At 54.3% G+C, this 21,163-nt stretch carries 21 protein-coding genes; 15 read left to right on the top strand and 6 right to left on the bottom strand.

What is annotated here, in order from left to right:
- Positions 1-32: 32 nt before the first annotated feature.
- Complete coding sequence (locus ACR2TX_RS11040) at positions 33-1,427, bottom strand: TIGR03013 family XrtA/PEP-CTERM system glycosyltransferase (protein WP_077730393.1); 1,395 nt, start codon at positions 1,425-1,427, stop codon at positions 33-35.
- 824 nt (positions 1,428-2,251) lie between these two features.
- Here ACR2TX_RS11040 and tviB point away from each other — a divergent pair.
- From tviB to ACR2TX_RS10975, 13 genes are all read left to right on the top strand, one after another.
- Positions 2,252-3,529: a Vi polysaccharide biosynthesis UDP-N-acetylglucosamine C-6 dehydrogenase TviB gene (gene tviB / locus ACR2TX_RS11035; protein WP_077730392.1), complete on the top strand. Its 1,278-nt coding sequence runs from the start codon at positions 2,252-2,254 to the stop codon at positions 3,527-3,529.
- Positions 3,530-3,547: 18 nt separating this feature from the next.
- Entirely contained in the window at positions 3,548-4,558 is a 1,011-nt protein-coding gene (locus ACR2TX_RS11030) for an NAD-dependent epimerase (protein WP_077730391.1), read from the top strand.
- Between the two features lie 141 nt (positions 4,559-4,699).
- Positions 4,700-5,239: a molybdopterin-guanine dinucleotide biosynthesis protein B gene (gene mobB / locus ACR2TX_RS11025; protein ID WP_086134981.1), complete on the top strand. Its 540-nt coding sequence runs from the start codon at positions 4,700-4,702 to the stop codon at positions 5,237-5,239.
- On the top strand, positions 5,226-6,485 hold the full coding sequence (gene moeA / locus ACR2TX_RS11020; protein WP_086134982.1) for a molybdopterin molybdotransferase MoeA: 1,260 nt from the start codon (positions 5,226-5,228) through the stop codon (positions 6,483-6,485). Before mobB ends, moeA begins: the two co-directional genes overlap by 14 nt.
- 58 nt (positions 6,486-6,543) lie before the next feature.
- Positions 6,544-7,542 (top strand): UDP-glucose 4-epimerase GalE, encoded by a 999-nt coding sequence (galE, locus tag ACR2TX_RS11015; protein ID WP_347257269.1) that lies wholly within the window; start codon positions 6,544-6,546, stop codon positions 7,540-7,542.
- A 13-nt stretch (positions 7,543-7,555) separates the two neighbouring features.
- Complete coding sequence (gene rlmM, locus ACR2TX_RS11010) at positions 7,556-8,635, top strand: 23S rRNA (cytidine(2498)-2'-O)-methyltransferase RlmM (protein ID WP_240507086.1); 1,080 nt, start codon at positions 7,556-7,558, stop codon at positions 8,633-8,635.
- 130 nt (positions 8,636-8,765) lie between these two features.
- A complete protein-coding gene (phoU, locus tag ACR2TX_RS11005) occupies positions 8,766-9,494 on the top strand; it encodes a phosphate signaling complex protein PhoU (protein ID WP_077730387.1) in 729 nt (242 codons plus the stop codon).
- 166 nt (positions 9,495-9,660) lie between these two features.
- Positions 9,661-11,961: an outer membrane protein assembly factor BamA gene (bamA, locus tag ACR2TX_RS11000; protein ID WP_077730386.1), complete on the top strand. Its 2,301-nt coding sequence runs from the start codon at positions 9,661-9,663 to the stop codon at positions 11,959-11,961.
- Positions 11,962-12,131: 170 nt separating this feature from the next.
- Positions 12,132-12,641 carry an OmpH family outer membrane protein gene (locus ACR2TX_RS10995; protein WP_077730385.1) on the top strand — a complete coding sequence of 170 codons (510 nt, stop codon included), beginning with the start codon at positions 12,132-12,134 and terminating at the stop codon, positions 12,639-12,641.
- 48 nt (positions 12,642-12,689) lie between these two features.
- Positions 12,690-13,130, top strand: a complete 441-nt coding sequence (gene fabZ / locus ACR2TX_RS10990; protein ID WP_077730384.1) for a 3-hydroxyacyl-ACP dehydratase FabZ — start codon at positions 12,690-12,692, stop codon at positions 13,128-13,130.
- Entirely contained in the window at positions 13,127-13,897 is a 771-nt protein-coding gene (gene lpxA, locus ACR2TX_RS10985; RefSeq protein WP_086134984.1) for an acyl-ACP--UDP-N-acetylglucosamine O-acyltransferase, read from the top strand. The genes fabZ and lpxA overlap by 4 nt, the downstream gene beginning before the upstream one ends.
- 35 nt (positions 13,898-13,932) lie before the next feature.
- A complete protein-coding gene (gene rnhB, locus ACR2TX_RS10980; protein WP_086134985.1) occupies positions 13,933-14,508 on the top strand; it encodes a ribonuclease HII in 576 nt (191 codons plus the stop codon).
- Between the two features lie 28 nt (positions 14,509-14,536).
- Positions 14,537-15,178: an MOSC domain-containing protein gene (locus ACR2TX_RS10975; protein WP_086134986.1), complete on the top strand. Its 642-nt coding sequence runs from the start codon at positions 14,537-14,539 to the stop codon at positions 15,176-15,178.
- 16 nt (positions 15,179-15,194) lie between these two features.
- Here the strand turns inward: ACR2TX_RS10975 and ACR2TX_RS10970 are convergent, their stop codons facing one another.
- The 4 genes from ACR2TX_RS10970 to ACR2TX_RS10955 all read right to left on the bottom strand — a co-directional run bounded on the left by ACR2TX_RS10970 (position 15,195) and on the right by ACR2TX_RS10955 (position 18,490).
- A complete protein-coding gene (locus tag ACR2TX_RS10970; RefSeq protein ID WP_434111637.1) occupies positions 15,195-16,490 on the bottom strand; it encodes a cation:proton antiporter in 1,296 nt (431 codons plus the stop codon).
- Positions 16,491-16,519: 29 nt separating this feature from the next.
- The gene (locus tag ACR2TX_RS10965) at positions 16,520-17,302 is read right to left on the bottom strand and encodes a glycosyltransferase family 2 protein (protein WP_347257267.1); all 783 of its coding nucleotides are present in this window, start codon (positions 17,300-17,302) and stop codon (positions 16,520-16,522) included.
- Positions 17,299-18,018, bottom strand: coding sequence for a 3-oxoacyl-ACP reductase FabG (gene fabG / locus ACR2TX_RS10960; protein ID WP_077730379.1), 720 nt, complete (start codon positions 18,016-18,018; stop codon positions 17,299-17,301). Before fabG ends, ACR2TX_RS10965 begins: the two co-directional genes overlap by 4 nt.
- Before the next feature lie 160 nt (positions 18,019-18,178).
- Complete coding sequence (locus tag ACR2TX_RS10955) at positions 18,179-18,490, bottom strand: hypothetical protein (RefSeq protein ID WP_434114309.1); 312 nt, start codon at positions 18,488-18,490, stop codon at positions 18,179-18,181.
- Between ACR2TX_RS10955 and ACR2TX_RS10950 the strand changes: the two genes are divergently transcribed.
- Both ACR2TX_RS10950 and ACR2TX_RS10945 read left to right on the top strand, forming a co-directional pair.
- Positions 18,407-19,066 carry a 4'-phosphopantetheinyl transferase family protein gene (locus ACR2TX_RS10950; protein WP_434114282.1) on the top strand — a complete coding sequence of 220 codons (660 nt, stop codon included), beginning with the start codon at positions 18,407-18,409 and terminating at the stop codon, positions 19,064-19,066. The genes ACR2TX_RS10955 and ACR2TX_RS10950 overlap by 84 nt on opposite strands.
- 117 nt (positions 19,067-19,183) lie before the next feature.
- A complete protein-coding gene (locus tag ACR2TX_RS10945) occupies positions 19,184-19,630 on the top strand; it encodes a methyltransferase family protein (protein ID WP_077730377.1) in 447 nt (148 codons plus the stop codon).
- Positions 19,631-19,778: 148 nt separating this feature from the next.
- On the opposite strand, the gene hpnH is transcribed toward ACR2TX_RS10945, so the two are convergent.
- A complete protein-coding gene (gene hpnH / locus ACR2TX_RS10940) occupies positions 19,779-20,885 on the bottom strand; it encodes an adenosyl-hopene transferase HpnH (RefSeq protein WP_077730376.1) in 1,107 nt (368 codons plus the stop codon).
- Positions 20,886-21,163: the final 278 nt, after the last annotated feature.

The following is a 21,163-nucleotide window of genomic DNA, read 5'->3' as shown; positions in this document are numbered from 1 at the left end:
AATATCCGGAACCAACTTTTCTAAGCGGGCATTCAGCGAGCGCCCTTACCCCAAACAACCACTTCGATCGTCTGCAACATAATAAGAAAGTCGAGAAAGAGACTGTAATTCTTGACGTAATACAAGTCGTACTGCAGCTTCTCGATGGCATCCTGATAATTCGACCCATACGGATAACACAGTTGCGCCCAGCCGGTAATGCCCGGCTTCACCCGATGGCGTTCCGAATAATAAGGAATGGTTTCTGCGAACTTTTCTACGAATTCAGGCCGCTCCGGACGAGGTCCGACGAAACTCATTTCACCTTTCAGGACGTTGAACAGCTGCGGCAATTCATCAATGCGAGTCTTTCGGATAAATCGCCCCACCCGGGTGACACGATCGTCGTTCCGTGTTGCCCAGCGCGCTTTGCCGTCTTTTTCGGCATCGGTGCGCATGCTCCTGAACTTTATCACCTTGAACAACCGCCAATTTTTCCCAACGCGCACCTGGTGGTAAAACACCGGCGCACGCCAACCGCTCTCGAGCACAATCGCCAAAGCGGTCAGCAACATGATGGGCCAGCTTACCGCGAGTAAAGCAAGGCTTGCCAATACATCGAATGCGCGCTTGGAAAGCTGCTGAAAGCCGCTGTACCGGAACCCGTCGGAAAAAACCAGCCAACTGGGATGCAGACAGTCGACTCGAATCAGCCCCGCCTCGCGCTCGAAGAAGTGCAAAAGATCCACCACTTCCAGACCATTCATCTTGCAGTCCAAAATCTCGTCTACGGCAAGCCCTCCCCGGCGATCATCCGGCGCGACAACGATCTCATCGATATCGTGCGCGATGGCGAATTCGTTGAGAGGCATTTCCAACGCACATAGGCGGTGAGGTTCTATCCGACTGACATCTCCACCCATTTGCACAAAGCCGATAACACGAAAGCTCGGATTGGACGCTTTGTTTTCGAACTCTTGAATCATGTTCGCGTTGTAACCGGCCCCTAAAACCAACACCCGGCGCCTAAGCTCCTGCCGGTCCACGAACTTTAGAAACAGGAAACGCGAGAACAGCGTTAAAACCAGGGCCGATAGCAATGCATAGCCGAATACGCCTCGCCCCACGAAAATCGTCGGAATGGCATAAAAGACCAAACCCATCAGAACCGTACCGAGCACAAAACTGGCCAATACGCGAAGCAGCAAACCCGCATCGCCTCCGTGCTGTGCTCGTTGATAAAGCCCCATGCCGGTAGTGCTTGCCAGCATGAACGTGCAGAACAGCGCGGACGGATTGGTCAGTTCGATCGCCGAAAGGCTGCTTTGGAAATCCGGAAAAAATCGTAGAACCGACCCCATATAAAAGGCCGAAAAGAAAATACCGCAGTCCAGCAGGAAAATAACGACATAAATGCTTGAAATATAATGGCGAAAAACGCGGATCATAAATCTTGCCGATTCCTAATCAGATAGTTGCTGCCAGAGCGTACGAAGCTGCCTTATTCCGACAGAGCTACGGGATGAGAATCGGCCGATCAATTTCGAAGAAAAATTGTATCGAGGTCATACTCAAGCAATGTTCAAGACTGCGATTGCGCGGCAAATCAGTGCTGGCTTACTCGATGAATATCGAGTGAACTGTTCTTATTTATGCTCGCCCCCTAGCGCACGGATTTCTCTTATGCCTCAACACTCACCCCAAAGACGAATGCACTCGAGACTAGTCCGGGCTACGCTCGGCGGAGACCTTAAAGTGCATTTGTCTCCGCGATCTTCCAAACCCCAAGTCGACAAGCCGATAGATATTCGGCTTGCGGTCGTAATCGGGCCACAACTTTAACACATTCGCTTCGTACTAAAAGCGCACCTGATTTTGGATTTTTCATTCAGGAATTCGAGCTTACGATGCATGCCGGCCTTTTAAGGCTACCGCTCGGAAACGATGCTTACCGCAAACGGCCGAACAAGAACAATACGTCAACGTCGCCAGTCATTTCCCAATTTCATCTGCATCCCCACAATGCAGGGCGCTTATCGAACGACTCGAAAAACTTCCCGCTTCGATGACCGTCCTTTAGAATTGAAGGCGACATTGCGTTATCGGCGTCGCAAACAGTTCCGTCTTTCATGAAATCGTCTCGCTTTAAATCCGATACCGGCCGACCATGGGACTGAATGCGCGTTGTCAAGGCTTAGTCGTCACAAGACTCCCAAAATATAATCTAAGCTTTCGCTGAATTTCCATGATTTCTCACTCATTTGGAGGCATGATGCGCTCGCTCGCTGAAACGAAGATCGGCATAATCGGACTGGGCTATGTAGGACTTCCGCTCGCTGTGGAATTCGGCAAGCACTTCGATACCGTAGGCCTGGATATCAACGCCCAGCGCATTGCGGAATTGAAAGACGGACTCGACCGATCGCTCGAAGTCGACGCCGAAGAACTCGCCAGCGTAAAACGACTGAGCTATACGGCCAATCCCGCCGATCTCTTGAGCTGCAACGTCTATATCGTTACCGTCCCGACCCCCATTGACGAACACAAACGTCCGGATCTGACTCCCCTGGAAAAAGCCAGCGACACGGTCGGCAAGCTTCTCTCGAAAGGCGATATTGTCATTTACGAATCCACGGTTTATCCGGGAGCAACCGAAGAAGTCTGCGTACCGATCCTGGAGGCTCGATCGGGATTGAGCTTCAACCGGGATTTCTACTGCGGTTACAGCCCCGAACGCATCAATCCCGGCGATAAGGAACACCGCGTGACCACCATCAAGAAAGTCACGTCGGGCTCGACCTCGGAAGTCGCCGACTTCGTCGACGAGCTTTACCGAAAAATCATCACGGCCGGCACTCACAAAGCCAGCAGCATCAAAGTCGCCGAGGCGGCGAAAGTCATCGAGAACACGCAGAGAGACGTGAACATCGCGCTCATCAACGAGTTGGCGATCTTGTTCAACAAGTTGGGCTTGAACACGTTAGAGGTTCTCGAGGCCGCCGGAAGCAAGTGGAACTTTCTTCCCTTCCGTCCAGGTCTGGTCGGCGGGCACTGTATCGGTGTCGACCCGTATTACCTGACCCATAAAGCCCAAGAAATCGGGCATCACCCCGAAATCATCCTGGCCGGTCGCCGCATCAACGACGGCATGGGCGAGTATGTCGCCAGTCGATTGGTCAAACTAATGACTCGGAGGCGCCTTCAAGTCTGTCAATCAAACATTCTCATCATGGGATTGACCTTCAAGGAAAATTGCCCCGACATTCGGAACACACGGGTAACGGACATCATCAAAGAACTTGAGAGCTACAATGCTCGGGTCGATGTTTACGATACGTGGGCGAATCCCGAGGAAGTCAAGGAAGAATACGGCATCGATCTCGTCAGGGAGCTTCCGGCCGGAAAGTACGATGCCGTCGTGATTGCCGTCGCCCACCGGGAATTCAAAGCCATGGGCGTCCAAGCCATTCGGGCGTTGGCAAAACCCGACGGCGTCTTGTTCGATGTCAAGTACGCACTGCCCCACGACATCGTAGATGATTACTTATAATTCACAGGGACATCGCCAATGAAAGTATTGGTCACAGGAACGGCGGGATTTATCGGCGCGGCGCTGGCGCAGGTGCTATTGGCACGCGGGGACGAGGTTATCGGCATTGATAACGTCAACGATTACTACGATGTCGGTCTCAAGGAAGCGCGGCTCGCCCGGCTCAAAAGTCACCCCGGCTTCACGGAAATCCGCATCGCCCTGGAAGACCGCGAGCGTCTGAATCAGGCGTTTGCGGATCACCGGCCGCAGCGCGTGGTGAATCTTGCCGCTCAAGCCGGGGTGAGATATTCGCTGACGCATCCTCATGCATACATCGATGCGAATCTGGTGGGTTTCTGCAATATGTTGGAGGCGTGCCGGCATCACGAGATCGAGCACCTAGTCTATGCCTCGTCCAGCTCCGTTTACGGTGCCAATACCGCCATGCCGTTTTCGGTCCACCACAACGTCGACCACCCGGTGAGCCTGTACGCGGCCACGAAGAAAGCCAACGAACTGATGGCGCACACTTACAGCCACCTCTATGGCTTGCCTACCACCGGCCTGCGCTTTTTCACCGTGTACGGCCCTTGGGGCCGCCCGGACATGGCTTTGTTCATGTTCACCCGGAACATCCTGGCCGGTAAGCCGATAGACGTCTTCAATTTCGGACATCACCGCCGCGACTTCACCTATATCGACGATATTGTGGAAGGCGTAGTCAGAGTTCTTGACAACATCGCGGCGCCCAACCCGAATTGGAACGGCGACCACCCCGATCCCGGCACCAGCAAGGCGCCGTACCGCCTTTATAATATCGGCAATCACCAGCCGGTCGAACTCATGCGTTTTATCGAAGTTCTGGAGGATTGCCTCGGCAAGAAAGCCGAAAAAAACCTTCTTCCCATGCAAAGCGGCGATGTACCCGACACCTACGCGGATGTGGACGATCTTATCCGTGATGTAGACTATCGGCCGGCAACGCCCATAGAAACCGGGATTTCCAATTTTGTCGGGTGGTACAAAGATTACTATCGTGTGTCCTAGCCGGGCGATGAGGAAAACAGACCCTGAATCGCATTTCCGAAGCGGACACCCATTGGAATGTGAGAGTCTGTGCACTGGCGCCCGGCAAAATCGTCGACTTGCCTCTCATCTCATTTGCGATCCGTCTATCGCTCCATCTGAATGCTGAATTTCCGCAATGCGCAGGTGCCGATACTAGGCTTTGCAGCTTTCAGCGGCACCGGCAAGACCACGCTTTTAAAGAAGATCATCCCGCTGCTCCGATTGAACGAGCTTAGCGTCGGACTTATCAAGCACAGTCATCACAGCTTCGAAATAGATTATCCCGGCAAAGACAGCTACGAGTTGCGGAGGGCCGGAGCAAACCCGGTCATGCTGAGTTCGTCGCACCGCCGCGCCATCATCACGGAACACCGGGTAATCCGAGAACCGACGCTAGCCGAGGAACTGGCCTATTTCGACCAGACCGGCCTGGACCTGATCTTGGTGGAAGGATTCAAGCGAGAACGCTTCCCGAAAATCGAGTTGCACCGTCCTGCTCTCGGCAAACCTCTTTTGTTTCCCGCCGACGACACCATCATCGCGATCGCAACGGACGCCGAACCGGCGGTTGAGCCCAACATACCGAGACTCGATATCAACGATCCGGAACAAATTACCCGTTTCATTTACCAGGAATTTCTTGCCCATGCGCGAGTGTGATTGCTGCTCCGAGAAACAGTCGCAACCCTTGGCATTGGACGAAGTGCTGAATCGGATGCTCAATGCCATATCGCCCGCGGCGGGAATCGAACAGATCCCTTTGAAACAGGCGCTCGGCCGTATCTTGGCGGAAACGGTCTACGCATCGACCGACCTTCCTCCTTTTTCCAGCTCGGCTATGGATGGCTACGCGTTAAGAGCCGATGAAATCCAGGAAACACCCGTGCTTCGCGTCGTCGGTACCGCTTGGGCAGGCCAGCCTCATTCGGCTCCGATCTCGGCCGGGGAGTGCGTGCGGATTTTCACCGGCGCCGCGCTCCCGGAAGGCGCCGATGCCGTGATCATGCAGGAGCACGCGCACCGCGACGGGGATCGAATTCGAGTCACCGAAAAAACCAAGCCGGGCGAATGCATTCGGTCTCGCGGGGAAGAAATAAAATCCGGCGACCGGCTTCTTGACGAGGGACAACGTCTCGGCCCCGCCGAATTGGGACTATTGGCGTCGATCGGCAGTCCCTCGGTTTCCGTCCGCCGCAAACCGCGCGTCGCTTTTTTTTCCACCGGCGACGAGCTCCGCCCTATCACCGAACCGCTGGCATTCGGCGAAATTCATGACAGCAACCGTTATGTGCTGGATGCATTGTTAGCCGGGTTGGGGGTCGAAACGATCGATATGGGCGTGACGGGAGATAACAAGGAAGAAATCCAACGCGTTCTGCTGGAAGCATCGAACCAAGCCGATGCCGTCATCACCTCCGGTGGCGCCTCGGTGGGCGATGCCGATTTCATCACTGAAGTCGTAAAAGAAATCGGCCACATCGATTTCTGGAAAGTCGCCATCAAACCCGGAAAGCCCTTCGTTTTCGGCCGGATCAATTCGAGCTTTTTTTTCGGTTTGCCGGGAAATCCGGTATCTATGATGGTGACGTTTCAACAACTGGCTCGCCCCGCACTGCTGCGCCTGATGGGCGCATCGATCGTCGAACCCTTGCGGCTCCGGGCCGTTTGCACCAATCGTCTTCATAAACAGCCCGGGCGACTGGAATTCCAGCGCGGCATTTATCGCCGCGACCCGAACGGCATCTTCACCGTGACCGGCCTGGGCGGTCAAAGCGCTTCACAGATGACCTCCATGAGTTCGGCCAACTGCTTCATCGTTCTTCCCGTCGAAAACGCGGGAATCGAAGCCGGCCAAACCGTGGACGTAGAACCTTTTCACGGCTTCCATCAAGCGATCGGATCCTGAGAAGCGCGCCGTTCACCATGATCACAAACCCCACCAATCCACCAACGAGGAGCACGATATGGAAAGAAAAGGCGTTTTAGTCACGGGCGGTGCCGGTTATATCGGCAGCCATTTGGTCAAGCAATTGGGTGAAATGGGGGAACGCCTGGTGGTGCTCGACAATCTCTCCACCGGCTTCAAGGAAGCCGTGCTGTATGGAGATTTCGTCGAGGGCGATACGGGCGACACGAACTTGGTATCGCGAATTTTGCGCGACTACGAGGTCGATTCGGTACTTCACTTCGCCGCCCACACCATCGTTCCGGAGTCCGTATCCGATCCGCTGAAATATTACGGCAACAATACCTGCAAGACGCGCAATCTACTGGAATGTGCCCGCGATGCCGGCGTTAAACATTTCATTTTCTCTTCGACCGCCGCCGTATACGGCATTCCTAACGAACCCTACGCATCCGAGTCGTCGCCGACCGCACCGATCAATCCCTACGGCGCATCGAAGCTGATGAGCGAGTGGATGCTTCGGGACCTCTCGGCGGCAACGGACCTGAAACATGTCATCCTGCGGTATTTCAACGTGGCCGGTTCCGATCCGGAAGGCAGGATCGGCCAATCGACCCGCAAAGCGACCTTGCTGATCAAGGTCGCGGCGGAAGTAGCCGTCGGCAAGCGGGAAAAATTATGCGTTTTCGGTACCGACTACCCGACCGAGGACGGCACCGGTGTGCGGGATTACATTCACGTCAGCGATCTCGCCGACGCTCATATTCAAGCCTTGACCTATTTGCGCAACGGCGGCGACTCGGCCACGCTGAATTGCGGCTACGGACACGGCTATAGTGTCCGAGAGGTCATCAACGCGGTGAATCGAGTAAACGGAAAGCCGATCACGGTGGAGGAAATGCCAAGGCGTCCCGGGGATCCGCCTCAGTTGGTGGCGGCGGTCGGAAAGATCCGGGAATTGCTCGACTGGACACCGCGCTACGACGACCTGCCGTTCATCGTAAAGACGTCCCTGGACTGGGAAAAGAAACTTATCGAACATCCTTGGGGCAATTAGAAGCAACTTGGGCTTGAATACCCTAAACACCGATATTCCCCGCTCCGTTCTACTCTATTGCCGCGGCGGATTTGAAAAGGAATGCGCCGCCGAAATTTTGGAGCGAACCGGCGAACTCGGGGTATCCGGCTATGTAAAGGCGAAGCCCGACAGCGGCTTCGTGGCATTCATACCGCATGCCACCGAAGCCGTTTCGCTACACGACAGAGGTCTTCGGCTCAAAGATCTAATCTTTGCACGGCAACTGGTTTTTGCGTTGGGTCCCTTTACCGAGCTTCCCGTCGCCGATCGCACGCAGCCCTTGCTGCAAGCGGCCCGGCACTTGGGAGACCGGTTTTCAGAGGCATTCCTCGAAACCGCGGACACCAACGAAGCAAAATCGCTCGCGGTCTTCTTGCGCAAATTCGCAGCACCCTTCGATCGCGCATTTAAAGACAGCGGATTGCTCGGCAGCCCATCAGATCCCCGCCTGCACCTCTTTTTTCTTAGCTCTATCGCCGCCTATGTCGGTATTTCGATACCCGGCAACTCTTGTCCCTGGTTAATGGGCATTCCCCGCCTGAAATTTCCCCGCGGTGCACCAAGCCGATCCACGCTCAAGCTGGAAGAAGCCTTTCTGACTTTTCTCGACGATCCGAAAGAGAGCCTTAGCCCCGGCATGACGGCGGTCGATCTCGGTGCAGCACCGGGCGGCTGGACTTTTCAGTTGGTCAAGCACCATATCAAAGTCACCGCGGTCGATAACGGAAAACTCGAACCCGCCTTGCTGGACACCGGTCTGGTGGAACACCTGCGGATGGACGCATTTCGTTATCGTCCTCCCAAGCCGGTAGACTGGCTGGTTTGCGACGTGGTGGAACAGCCTGCCAGAATCGCTGCCCTGATCGGCGAGTGGACTGCTCTGGGCTTATGCCGAAGAGCCATATTCAACCTGAAGCTGCCGATGAATAAGCGTTACGAAGAGGTCAAGCGCTGTCGCGAAATCATCGAAGCACGATTAGGAAGAACACTTAACGATTATTCTCTCGCGTTCAAGCAGCTCTACCATGATCGGGCCGAAATTACTGGCTACATTTCGCGGCATATCCGATGAAAACTGGATTTTCCCATTTGGCGCTTAGGGATGGCAGACCGTGGCGCACGAGCTTTCATGCGCCGGAATGAGTTGATAGAATGCGGGACGGAGACATCTCCGCCGTCGATAACCCCGATCACCCAGCACGATGACCAATTTCTTCGATACCGACAACTTGCATCAGCATATTTCCAAGCAGTATGACCACGAGCTGCTGGACATCCGCAATCGGGTGCTCACCCTGGGCGGGCTGGTCGAGGAACAAGTCGAGTCGGCCGTAACCGCACTCGTGAATAACGATGTAGAGCTGGCCGAACGTGTCATCACCGACGACTACAAGGTTAATTCCCTGGAAGTTTCGATTGATGAGGAATGCACTCAAATCATCGCCCTACGCCAACCCACCGCCCGCGACTTGCGGTTAGTGGTAGCGGTCATCAAAACCATTACCGACCTCGAGCGGATCGGGGACGAAGCCAAGCGCATCGCCCGGCTGTCTATCGATCTTGCCAGCCATTATCCGAAGAAGAACCAGTTGACCGAGGTCGAGCAACTGGCGAAACATGTGCGCGGATTGCTTCGAGAGGCGTTGGACTCTTTCGCGCGCATGGACGTCGATGAGGCCTTGCGCGTCGTTCAGGAAGACAGGATGGTGGATCGGGAATACGAAAGCATCATGCGCCAGCAGATCACGTATATGATGGAAGATCCCCGAGCCATTCCGGTGTCGCTCGATATCATGTGGTCGGCCCGGTCGCTGGAGCGCATTGGTGACCGCTCCTGTAACATTTGCGAATACGTTATTTACTATGCCAAAGGCAAGAATATCCGGCACATCAGTATCGAGCAGGTGGAGAAAGACTTGCGGGAAGCCTGATGTCATCGCCTTGGACTTCAAGGATTTTGGATTCCCTTCCATCAGCGAAGATTGAACTCGCCAGGATCGTCATGGATTTGATCGCAAGCGTGTAATGGGCCATATCCATTAGATTTTCCGAGCTACTTATACCAACCATCCCCTGCGATCCCAACTCCCCTAATCCATGAACCGCTACAAACTAGCGAAATTGCTGTTGTTAGGGATTTTCTGTTCCTTCTCTGCCTGGGGGCTCGAACCGTTCGTGATCGAAGACATACGTGTCGAGGGGTTGCAGAGAGTTTCAGCCGGTACTGTGTTCAATTACCTCCCGGTCAAAGTCGGCGACCTTTTCGACCAGCGGCAGTCGGCGGAATCCATCAAAGCCTTGTTCAAGACGGGCTTCTTCAGGGATGTTCGACTGGAACAGGACGGAAACGTCTTGGTCGTCGTCGTCGACGAGCGTCCTTCCATCGCGAATGTGAAGATCGAAGGCAACAAGGACATCAGCACGGAAGACCTCACAAAAGCCTTAAAAGGCGTAGGACTTTCCGAAGGAAAAGTATTCGATCGCCAAATCCTCGATAAAGTCGAACAGGAACTCCGCCGACAGTATTACAGCCGCGGAAAATACGGGCTGAAAATCGATTCGGTTGTGACCGACCTTCCGCGCAACCGAGTCTCGGTCAACATCAAGATTTCCGAAGGTAAGGTCGCCAAGATCAAACAGATCAATATCGTCGGCAACAATACCTTTGACGATGAAGAGCTCCTGGAACAATTCGAGCTCAGCACGCCGAACCTGCTTTCGTTCTACACCAAGAACGACCAATACTCGAAGCAAAAACTCTCCGCCGACCTGGAGCGTTTGCGATCGTATTATTTGGACAGGGGCTACATCAACTTCGAAATCGAGTCCACCCAAGTTTCCATTACGCCCGACAAGAAAGAAATCTATATTACGATCAATGTCAAAGAGGGCGAGGTCTACTCGGTCAACGAAGTCAAACTGACAGGCAAACTGATCGTTCCGCCCGAAGAGTTGACACCACTGGTCAAGATCGGCCCGAGCGATACCTTCTCGCGCAAGCTGGCTACGGAAACCTCCAAGGCAATATCCGATCGCTTGGGCGATGAAGGGTATATATTTGCGAACGTCAACATGGTGCCCGACATCAATGAGGCGCAAAAAACCGTTTCGATTACCTTCTTCGTCGATCCCGGCAAACAGGTTTATGTTCGCCGCGTCAATTTTCACGGCAACACCAAGACACGGGACGAAGTACTGCGGCGCGAAATGCGCCAAATGGAGGCGGCTTGGGCTTCCACCAGCAAGATCGAGCGATCCAAAACCCGACTGGAGCGGCTGGGCTATTTCCAGGAGGTCAACGTCGAAACGCCGGCCGTCGCCGGAACCACCGACCAGATAGACGTCAATTACAATGTCGTGGAAAAACCGTCCGGTAACCTGATGGCGGGCGTCGGCTTTTCCCAGGCGCAAGGCATCATTTTTAATGCCAACATTACTCAGGACAATGTCTTCGGCACCGGCAAAAGGATCAATTTCACATTCAACAACAGCAGCGTCAATACGATTTATCGACTCGGTTATTTCAATCCGTACATGACCCTGGACGGCATCAGCAGCGGTTTCGATCTCAGCTACAGAAACACCGATGCGTCGCGAATGTACCTTGCTCGTTACAACACCGACGTCGCCTCCGCGGGGGCCAACCTCGGTATTCCGCTGAACGAATTCGACAGTCTGCGCTTCAACCTGGATCTTGAACACACGAAGCTCGATGCCGCATCCAGATCGTCGCAGGAGATTCTCGACTTTATCGAAGAAAACGGCGACAAGTACAACACCTTGACGATGGCGGCCGGCTGGGTTCACGACACCCTGAACCGAGCCATCTTTCCGACGAAGGGTGGATCCCAGCGCCTTTCAATACTGGCATCGGTGCCTATCAGCGACCTGAATTACTATAAAGCCAGCTATAAGCTTCAGCACTATTTCCCGATCGCGAAGGATCTGACCTTCATGCTGGAGGGTGAAATCGCTTATGGCGATGGTTACGGCGATACCGGAAGCCTGCCGTTTTTCGAACATTATTTCGCGGGAGGTCCTCAGTCTGTCCGGGGCTTTCGACCCAATACACTGGGTCCGCTCACCAAGCCCAACAACCAGGGGCTCGGCGGCAACCTCCCTTTCGGGGGATCGAGCAAATTGGTCGGCACCGCCGAACTCTTCTTCCCGGTGCCCTTCATGCAAGACAGCAAGAACCTCCGTCTGGGGACATTCATCGATGCCGGCAATGTTTTTGACGGTACCTATGATTTAGGTGAAATCCGCTACTCCGCGGGACTTTCGGCCAAGTGGCTGTCACCTTTCGGCGCTTTGGGTTTCAGTATCGCGCAACCTATAAACGCTAGTGGCAGAGACGATGTTCAAAACTTTCAGTTCTCGTTCGGCTCCGGATTCTGACGATCCCGCCACGGCACAAGACGATGTCGAGAGTCGCTGGGCGCTGAACAGTTCTTGTATAATCCGTGAGAGACAACTCGGCGAATTTCAATTCCAAGACTATTAAGCTTCAATATTTCTTCCATCAATAACCTTTCCATTAACCGAATTTTCGAAGTGAGACTTAGAACATGTTAAAGAAAAGCATTGGTTTTGCACTGCTTGGCTTATTGGCGAGCATGAGCCTTGAGGCCGCCGAACTCAAAATTGGATTTGTCAATGTCGCTCGGTTATTGGAAAAGGCACCGCAGGCGGAAAAAGCCAAGAAAGAGCTGGAACGGGAATTTGCACCGCGCGACAAGAAACTGGTTACCGAGCAGAAAGCGATCAAATCGATGGAAGAAAAACTCGCCAAGGATGCCGCGATAATGAGCGATTCCGAACGGCAAAAAATGGATAAAGAAATCATCAGCCGTAAGCGCGAAGCCAAGCGCTTGCAAGACGAGTTTCGAGAAGATTTTAATCTCCGCCGTAACGAAGAATTGACCCAATTGCAGAAAGAGATCTTCGAAGCCATTCAATCCCTGGCCAAGGACGAGAGCTTTGACCTCCTTTTGACGGATGGGGTGGTATTTGCCAGCGAAACGGTTGACGTGACCAGCAAGGTCGAGAAAAAACTCAGAGATAGCTATAAAAATTAATTCGGCTGAGCTGTAATCTCATCCATACCCGAAAAAGGAAAAGCGCCTTTGGATATTCAAAAAATAAAAGAGTATCTACCTCATCGATATCCTTTTCTTCTTGTGGACAGGGTTCTTGAGGTAGATCCCGGCAAGCGGCTCTTGGCTTTCAAGAATGTGACCTATAACGAACCTTTTTTTACTGGACATTTCCCGGAACTGCCCATCATGCCCGGGGTTTTGATTATCGAGGCGCTAGCTCAGACGACCGGCCTGCTTGCATCGGAAACCGCACCGGATGTCTTGGGAAAAGGGATGGTTTACTACCTTGTCGGCCTGGACAAGGTTCGTTTTAAGCGCCCGGTCGTTCCAGGCGACCGTCTGATGCTGGAAGCGACTTATCTGCGTCACAAGCGGAATATCTGGGCGTTTTCCTGCCGTGCCGAGGTCGACGGGGAATTCGTAGCCAGTGCGGAAATCATGTGTGCGGCGGCGGAGCAGGAGTCTTGATTCATCCCACAGCTATTATCGATCCTTCCTGTGAGCTAGCGAACGACGTCCGTGTAGGAGCCTACGCGATCATCGGACCCGATGTCCGAATCGACTCCGGCACCGAAATTGGTCCTCATGCGGTTATCAAAGGGCCGACCCGTATCGGAAAACATAACCGGATCTTTCAGTTCGCTTCCGTGGGGGAAGACCCACAAGACAAAAAGTATCATGGTGAAGTCACCTATCTCGATATCGGCGATCGCAACGTCATTCGCGAGTACGTCACGATTCATCGCGGCACTGTTCAAGATCAAGGAACTACCCGTATCGGTGATGACAATTTGCTGATGGCATACACCCATGTCGCTCATGACTGCGTCATAGGCAGCCATGTCATCATGGCCAATGCCGCTTCGCTCGCGGGCCATGTCCGCGTGGACGACTACGCCATATTGGGTGGCTTTTCGCTGGTACACCAATTTTGCAAGATCGGGCAACACAGCTTTTCCGCCATGGGCAGCGTCATTACGCGCGACATTCTGCCTTATGTCATGGTTGGTGGCTGCCCCACGAAACCCCACGGGATCAATACGGTGGGACTGGAGAGACAAGGTTTTAATCCCGAATCGATTCGGCAGATTCGCAAAGCCTACAAGACTGTGTACAAGTCCCGGCTAAAACTCGACGAGGCAATCCAGCAACTCGACGAGATGACTTCCGAAACGCCCGAGATTCAAAAAATGGTGGACTTCCTCAAGCAAACCGGCCGGAGCATCATCCGCTGATAGACGGCGGATAGGCTCGTTCCGAATCGAATGCCATGGCACTGATTGCCGGTTGCGACGAAGTGGGCCGCGGATGTATCGCCGGACCGGTAGTGGCGGCGGTGGTGATCATCGAAGATCGTTTTCACATCTCGGGGCTGGCCGATTCCAAAAAGCTGACGCCGCAGCGCCGCCAAGATCTGGCCGCAGCCATCAGGACCAAAGCTTTCGCTTGGGCAGTAGGCCGAGCCGAAGCAAGCGAAATCGATCGAATCAACATCCTCCAGGCGTCGCTCTTGGCGATGCGCCGGGCCTTTGACGCTCTACCGATAAAACCGGATTGGGCTATGGTGGACGGCAACCAATATCCGGCATTCCCTTGTCCGGGCGAAGCCATTATCGGTGGAGACGCCACCGTGCCGGCGATTTCTGCCGCATCGATACTGGCCAAAGTGTTTCGGGACCGGGAAATGCAAATTCTCGACAGCCTGCATCCCGGCTACGACTTCGCCGTCCACAAAGGCTATCCCACGGCGGTCCATATCTCTCGCTTACGCGAATTGGGACCGACTCCGAGCCACAGGCGATCTTTCGGACCGGTAAGGCGAGCGAGCGTCCCGGGATCGGATTAGCATCAGTCCAACTTTCAACGAGGTGCCGATGGAACTCTTGGCAATCAGCCTAGCCGAGCCGAAACAGGTCGAACATGACGGCCGCCGGATTTTCACTGGCATTTACAAAGAGCCCACGAAGGGTCCGGTCAAAGCCGGCGCCTTCGGGCTAGAGGGCGATGCACAAGTCGATCTCAAGAACCATGGCGGCAAGGACAAAGCGATATATGTTTACACCGTAGAAAACTACCGCTTTTGGGAACGAGAATTGGAGAAGCCGTCCCTGCCTTTCGGGCAGTTCGGCGAAAACTTCACTGTCAGCGGAATGCCCGATGAATCCGTTCACATCGGCGATGTCTTTCGAATCGGCAAGATTGTGGTTCAAGTCACCCAACCGCGCGTCCCTTGTTTCAAACTGGGGATCAAAATGGGCGATCCCTCGTTTGTAAATGTTTTTCTCAGCTCGGGCCGAACCGGATTTTATTTTCGAGTACTTGAGGAGGGCGAGGTGCGTTCCGGCGACACGATTGTTCGCCTTCGGGAGGACGAGGAGCAATTGAATATCAAGGATGCGATGCTCGCTATCGTAAAAGGACCGCGCCAACAAGAGATTATCGAGAAAGCCCTCCGGGTCGAGGCGCTGTCGCAGTCCTGGCGGGAAAGTTTGGAGAAGCGCCGCTCGCGGCCATAAAAAACCGGCTCACGGCTCACGCATCCCGCCCCGCCGGGATCGCGTGCCCGATGGACGGCAGCCATGCACGGAGCCCCGGCGCCGTCATGATCGTACTGGCGATCGCCATGAGCACCAGCATGGTGAAGACCTGAGGAGGAATCACGCCGAGCTCGAATCCTAAATTTATGACGACAAGCTCCATCAGCGCCCTCGTATTCATCATGATGGCGATGTTCCGCGCCTCCGGTCTCTTCAGGCCGGAAATCCGAGCCGCGACGTAACAGCCGCCGAATTTACCCAAAACCGCTAGAAAAACCAGCGCTGCGCACCAAAACCAGAGCTCAGCGGTTTCCAATCCTCCCACATCGGTACGCAGGCCGGTATACGTAAAGAAGATCGGCAGGAAAAACACCGTCACCAAATCCGCGACCTTATGCTTCCATGCCTCCACGAGTTCATGCTGATCATGCAACAGCACGCCCATCATGAATCCGCCGAAGATGGCAAAAATTCCGAGCTTGCTGGTCAACATGGCCGAAGTGAACACAATAACCAGGAGAATCGCCATCAGGTCTTGCGGCAACGCCTGATGATTGAATTCGAAACGACGTACGATGAACCGCAGAGCTTGCCGCACCACAGACCAGCACACAATGACGTAAAGCAGAAGCGAGCCGACCTGCGCCAACATGCCGATAATGGAAAAATGCGCGGTCACCGTAGCGGATATGAACGCCAGCAAAGTCCACCCGACCGCGTCATTGACGGCAGCCGACGAGATGGTGATTACCCCGATCCGCGTGCGCGTCAGATCGAACTCCATCATGATGCGCCCCAAAATAGGTACCGCCGTAATCGAAAACGCAGTGGCCATGAATAAGGCGTACGCCGACGCCGAAATTCCGGAGGCGAGATGGGGAGCGGACCCATAGCCGAATACCAGTCCGAGCGTGAATGGCGCCGCAATTCCCATCACGCTGATTAGGCCGACCGCCCGCTGGTTTTGTCGCGATTTGAGCTGTGAGAAATCGAATTCCAGACCGACTTGAAACATCAACATAATCAGTCCGATCTGACTCATAATGCTGATAGGCGTCGTGTCGGCAGTCCGAAATATCAGCTGGAACGTTTCCGGCGCGAGCACGCCGAATAGCGAAGGACCGAGCAAGAGCCCGGCGACGATCTCGCCCACGGCCCGAGGCTGGCCGACCCGCCTGGCCAAATAGCCCGCCACGCGCGCCGCAATAATGATGATTGCGACCTGTACCAGGGTAAAAAAGAGCACCTGCTCGGTCGTCTGAACACCACCCTGAACCGAATCGATCGCCATTATCCGATATTCCGCTTCCGTAAAATCCGCTACGAGCCACACTGCTCGCAGCTTATCGGGCGCATGGTCAAGCTGCGCCAAAGTCCCTTTAAATAAAGTCCTTTCGTGATCAGCTTCCACGCCACCATGCGCGTAATTCTGAGGATATCCGTCACCGGGCGGAAATGGCTGGGACGCGCATTAGCGCGATAAACGGTACTGACCCGCACCGGCATGGCATAAAACCCCATGCGAGCCCCCTCGATCAGAATTTCGCTCTCAAATACAAAACTCCTTTCTCGAGTACAGGACAATTTCACCGAGCGGATCAAATCGGCGGGATAAATCCGAAACCCCGATTGGCTATCCTCTATCGGTTGCCCGGAAGCCCAAGCGATCCAAAAATTGGCGAAACGGTTGGCGCGGTAGCGTGCCGACGGTATGGCTGCCCTATTCCACAGCCTGGATCCGATCACGATATGGTGCGGGAACCGATACGCCGCCGAAAGCAGCCTGGGAATTTCAGCCGGATCATGTTGACCGTCGCCGTCCATCGTCATTACGGCAAGGATGCTTTCATCTCGCAATGCGTGCTGTAAGCCACGCCAAAGACTAGCCGCTTTGCCCTGATTCGTTTCGTTCCGGAGCAATTCGATATCGAGCCCGTCCAGTGTCGAGGAAGTCCCGTCGGTCGAGCCGTCGTCCACGACGATGATGCGCGGCACGTACCGAAGCGCTGCGCCCACGACCTCCCGGATGGTCGCCGCCTCATTGAACGCCGGAATCACCAGGGCATATGCCGCGTTTCTGCCGCCGGTCCGATCCGGATTCATGCCATGCCGCCATTGACGGAGAACACCTGCCCCGTAATATAGGACGCCTTGTCCGAGGCCAAAAAGCCGACCAGATGCGCCACCTCCTCTGGCGTTCCGGCGCGCTTCATGGGCACCAGTTGCTGGATCAATTCGGGATTGAAGGCTTCTGAAATCATCGGACTTTCGATAATTCCCGGCGCAACCACGTTCACCGAGATTCCGCGAGATGCAACTTCCAGAGCCAACGACTTGCAGGCACCTATCAATCCCGCTTTCGCAGCTGCGTAATTGGCCTGCCCCCGGTTCCCCATGAGTGCAGCTACCGACGAGACGCTTATAATGCGCCCCCACCGAGTTCGGATCATAGGCAGCAGCAAGGGCTGGGTGACATTGTAGAAACCGGTCAATGAAACCTCGAGAACGTTCCTCCACTGCTCCCTGCGCATACCCGCCAGCGGCGCGTCGTCATGGATGCCGGCATTATTCACCAAGACCTGGATAGGGCCGGCCTCCAAGAGCGTCTCCAAAGCCCGTTTAGCCGATTCGTCATCGGCAACGTCAAAGAAAACGGCTTCTGCCGATCCGCCTTGCGCCATGATGTCTTCGACCACGCGGCACGCTCCGTCGCGATTTCCAAAACCGTGCACCACCACATGCAGACCGTCAGCGGCCAATTGTCGAGCAACCGCCGCGCCGATGGCGCCGCTACCGCCGGTAATGAGTGCTCTTCTCATCGATCAAGCCGCCTCAGTCCAAAAGCACGGCCCAACCGAAATTCAGTCCGGTATAGGCTCATTTTTTCTTAATCTATGCTTTACGTTAAGATTTCGGAATTCCAATCGTACGGCTGACATCTAAAAAACGAGCCGACGAGTTCGCAATGAGGAGCGAATTTTAAGTTTTGCCGGCCGTGAAAGCCATCCCGAATCCCGGACCGTTCGAAGAAAGCGAACTCCAATACGCGAAAATCAAGTTCGAAACGGTTATAGATGGACTCCAGCCGCTGGTTACTCCGTAACGCGGCTTTACCCGACCAACTTGCACATAATGAATTCCCGAATCGATGCCATCGCGCATCCTAAAGGCAAAGAAATCCACGTTTGGCACCTGAATCTCGGCGTTATGCCCGTTAATCGTGATGCGTTTTGGAAGGCGCTCGCTCCAGCCGAACGTGATCGCTGTTCGCAGTTCCGCTCCGATATTCATAAGCAGCGCTTCATTGCCACGCAAGGGGCATTGCGATGCTTGCTGTCTTGCTATTTAGGCATTGCACCGCATACCGTCCAGTTCGAACGCAACCAACACGGCAAACCCCGTCTCGCAGGGACAGAACCCGACCGAGGGCTAGTATTCAATCTTTCCCACTCGGGAGACCAGGCCCTCGTTGCCGTGGGCGTGGACATGCCACTTGGGGTGGATCTTGAAATCAGGCGTCCGCTTACCCACATAGAAGGTCTGGTTGAGCGCTGTTTTGCTCCTTCCGAACGCAACCGCTGGTGTTCGCTGCCCCCCTCTCACCGGTTGGCCGCATTTTTCAATGTTTGGACGTGTAAGGAAGCGTTTATCAAAGCGGTAGGCCGGGGCTTGGGACTCGGACTTACCCGATGCGTCCTCGCTTCCGGCGAAGTTCCACGCTGGGAAACGATTCCGGAATCGTGCGGTAATCCCGATGAGTGGTCCCTTCGAAGTTTAGATCTCGGCGAAAATATCAGCGCCGCGCTCTGCGCGCGGGCAACGGACATCCATTGGCGATTAAACGAGCTCGACCCATTCCCGCGCTGAGGCGCGCGGCCCCGGCTCTTTGATGACAGAAAACCTTGAATCACGGATAGGCTTTTCAGTAAGTCGAGGCCTAACGTATCATCCGCCTACCCGTCAATCTTGTGAGGCATTTCGATTATGCAGCAGATCCTTCGTTTTCCGCCTCCCGTCATCGCCTTGGCTCTTGTCGGTCTAGGTTTCGGCTTAGTCCCGATAACCTCCGGATTCCCGTCCTTCAGCATACCCAGCCTGGGAATCATACTTATCGCCGTAGGCATCGTCACTAGCGCTTCGGCGCTGTTTCAATTCCGCCTTATCCGAACCACATTCATCCCCACCGACGATCCTACGGCGCTCGCCAAAGATGGCCCTTATTGCTGGACCCGTAACCCCATGTATCTAGGGATACTAACGGCCTTAACCGGACTCGCCTTTTTTGTCGGCTCGCTATCGATGTTTATCGCTCCGATAGGCTTCTATTTCGTGATCGACCGGCACTTTATTCCTTACGAAGAAACCAAGTTAGCCGGCCTCTTCGCGGAGAACTATCTGGAATACCAACGCCGAGTACCGCGCTGGCTGTAAGCAAAGGGAAGGCGGCGTTCTGCGCCCGCGGCAAAAACTGCCTCGCAGGAATGAGTCAGGATAGATAAACAAATCTAAAGAAGAAGAAATAGAAAAAGGCCGGCGGCACTTTGGCTCAAACCTGTGCCGCCGGCCTATGTAAGAGAAATCAGTCGATGGCTTGGATGCGGATGGCCGGCCGCGCTTTGGCGCCAACCGTTTCCACATCGTACTCCGGCACCGGCTCGGGCGCCATCGGTCCATCGCTACGCGGCCCGAATAGAGCAACCCACGCCGCTTTCAAGGGATTTCTGACGGCATCTTCCACGGCGCTCGCCTCGTATCCGCAATGGGCCATGCAATTGGCGCATTTCGGATTCTTGGAGTTGCCGTATTTATGCCAGGGCGTCTCTTCCATCAATGCCTTGAAAGATGGAGCGTAACCCTCGTCGACCAACAAATAACAAGGCTTCTGCCAGCCGAATACATTGCGGGTGGGGTTACCCCAAGGAGTACAGTTGTAGGCTTGGTTGCCCGCCAAAAAATCCAGATACAGGCTCGAATGGTTCAGCTTCCACTTGCGGCCGCGGCCTAGTTTGAAAACCTTGCGGAACAATTCCTTACTGTCGCGCATCTTGATGAAGATATCCTGCAACGGCGCATGCTCGTAGCTGAAGCCCGGCGCGATGGTCGTGCCTTCGACTCCGAGTTTCTTGCAGTAGTCGAGGAATCCGGCAATTTCTTCGGCGTTCTCGCCTTGAAACAAAGTACAGTTGATGGTGACGCGGAACCCGCGCGCAATGGCCATTTCCACGGCTTCGGTAGCCCGATCGAACACGCCGTTCTGGCAGACTGAAGCATCGTGGCGTTCGCGATTGCCGTCCAAGTGTATCGAGAAAGTAAGGTAGGGGGAGGGTTTGTAATCGTCGATTCGTTTCTTGAGAAGCAGCGCGTTCGTACAGAGATAGACGTATTTCTTACGCTGAATGATGCCTTCGATGATCTGCGGCAACTCCTTATGCAACAGAGGCTCGCCGCCGGCGATGGAAACGATGGGCGCGCCGCATTCGTCAACAGCTGCCAAACACTCATCGATGCTCAGCCGACGATTCAGGATATCATCGGGATAATCGATCTTACCGCAACCGGCGCACGCCAAATTGCAGCGGAACAGAGGTTCGAGCATCAACACTAACGGATAACGTTTGTTTCCATTTAATTTTTGTTGTAGAAGATACTTAGCTACGCTGAGTTGTTGCCTTATTGGAACGCTCATTCACCTTCCCCCGATTTAACAAGTTCGATTCACTTAAAATTAGCCTGTATTCGTGTTTCCACCACAACGAGCACAGCGCCGCAGACTATAAACCATAACTAAATTCCTGACCAATGCACTTTGGAATTCATCAGACCACCTGTCATGTTGATAAGCAGGTTAATTCGGGTTGGTCCAGGCATTAATTCTAATGCAACATCCTAGCTTGTAGTTGTATTTTCCTCAACTAAATTTCGTTAAAATACAACACATCTTGACGATCGGGGCAATCCGGCTAG

The organism is Methylocaldum sp. GT1BB (genome assembly GCF_051027545.1).
Lineage (GTDB): Bacteria > Pseudomonadota > Gammaproteobacteria > Methylococcales > Methylococcaceae > Methylocaldum.
Note: the sequence above shows the minus strand (reverse complement) of the source record. Positions and strands in the feature narration are given on the sequence as shown.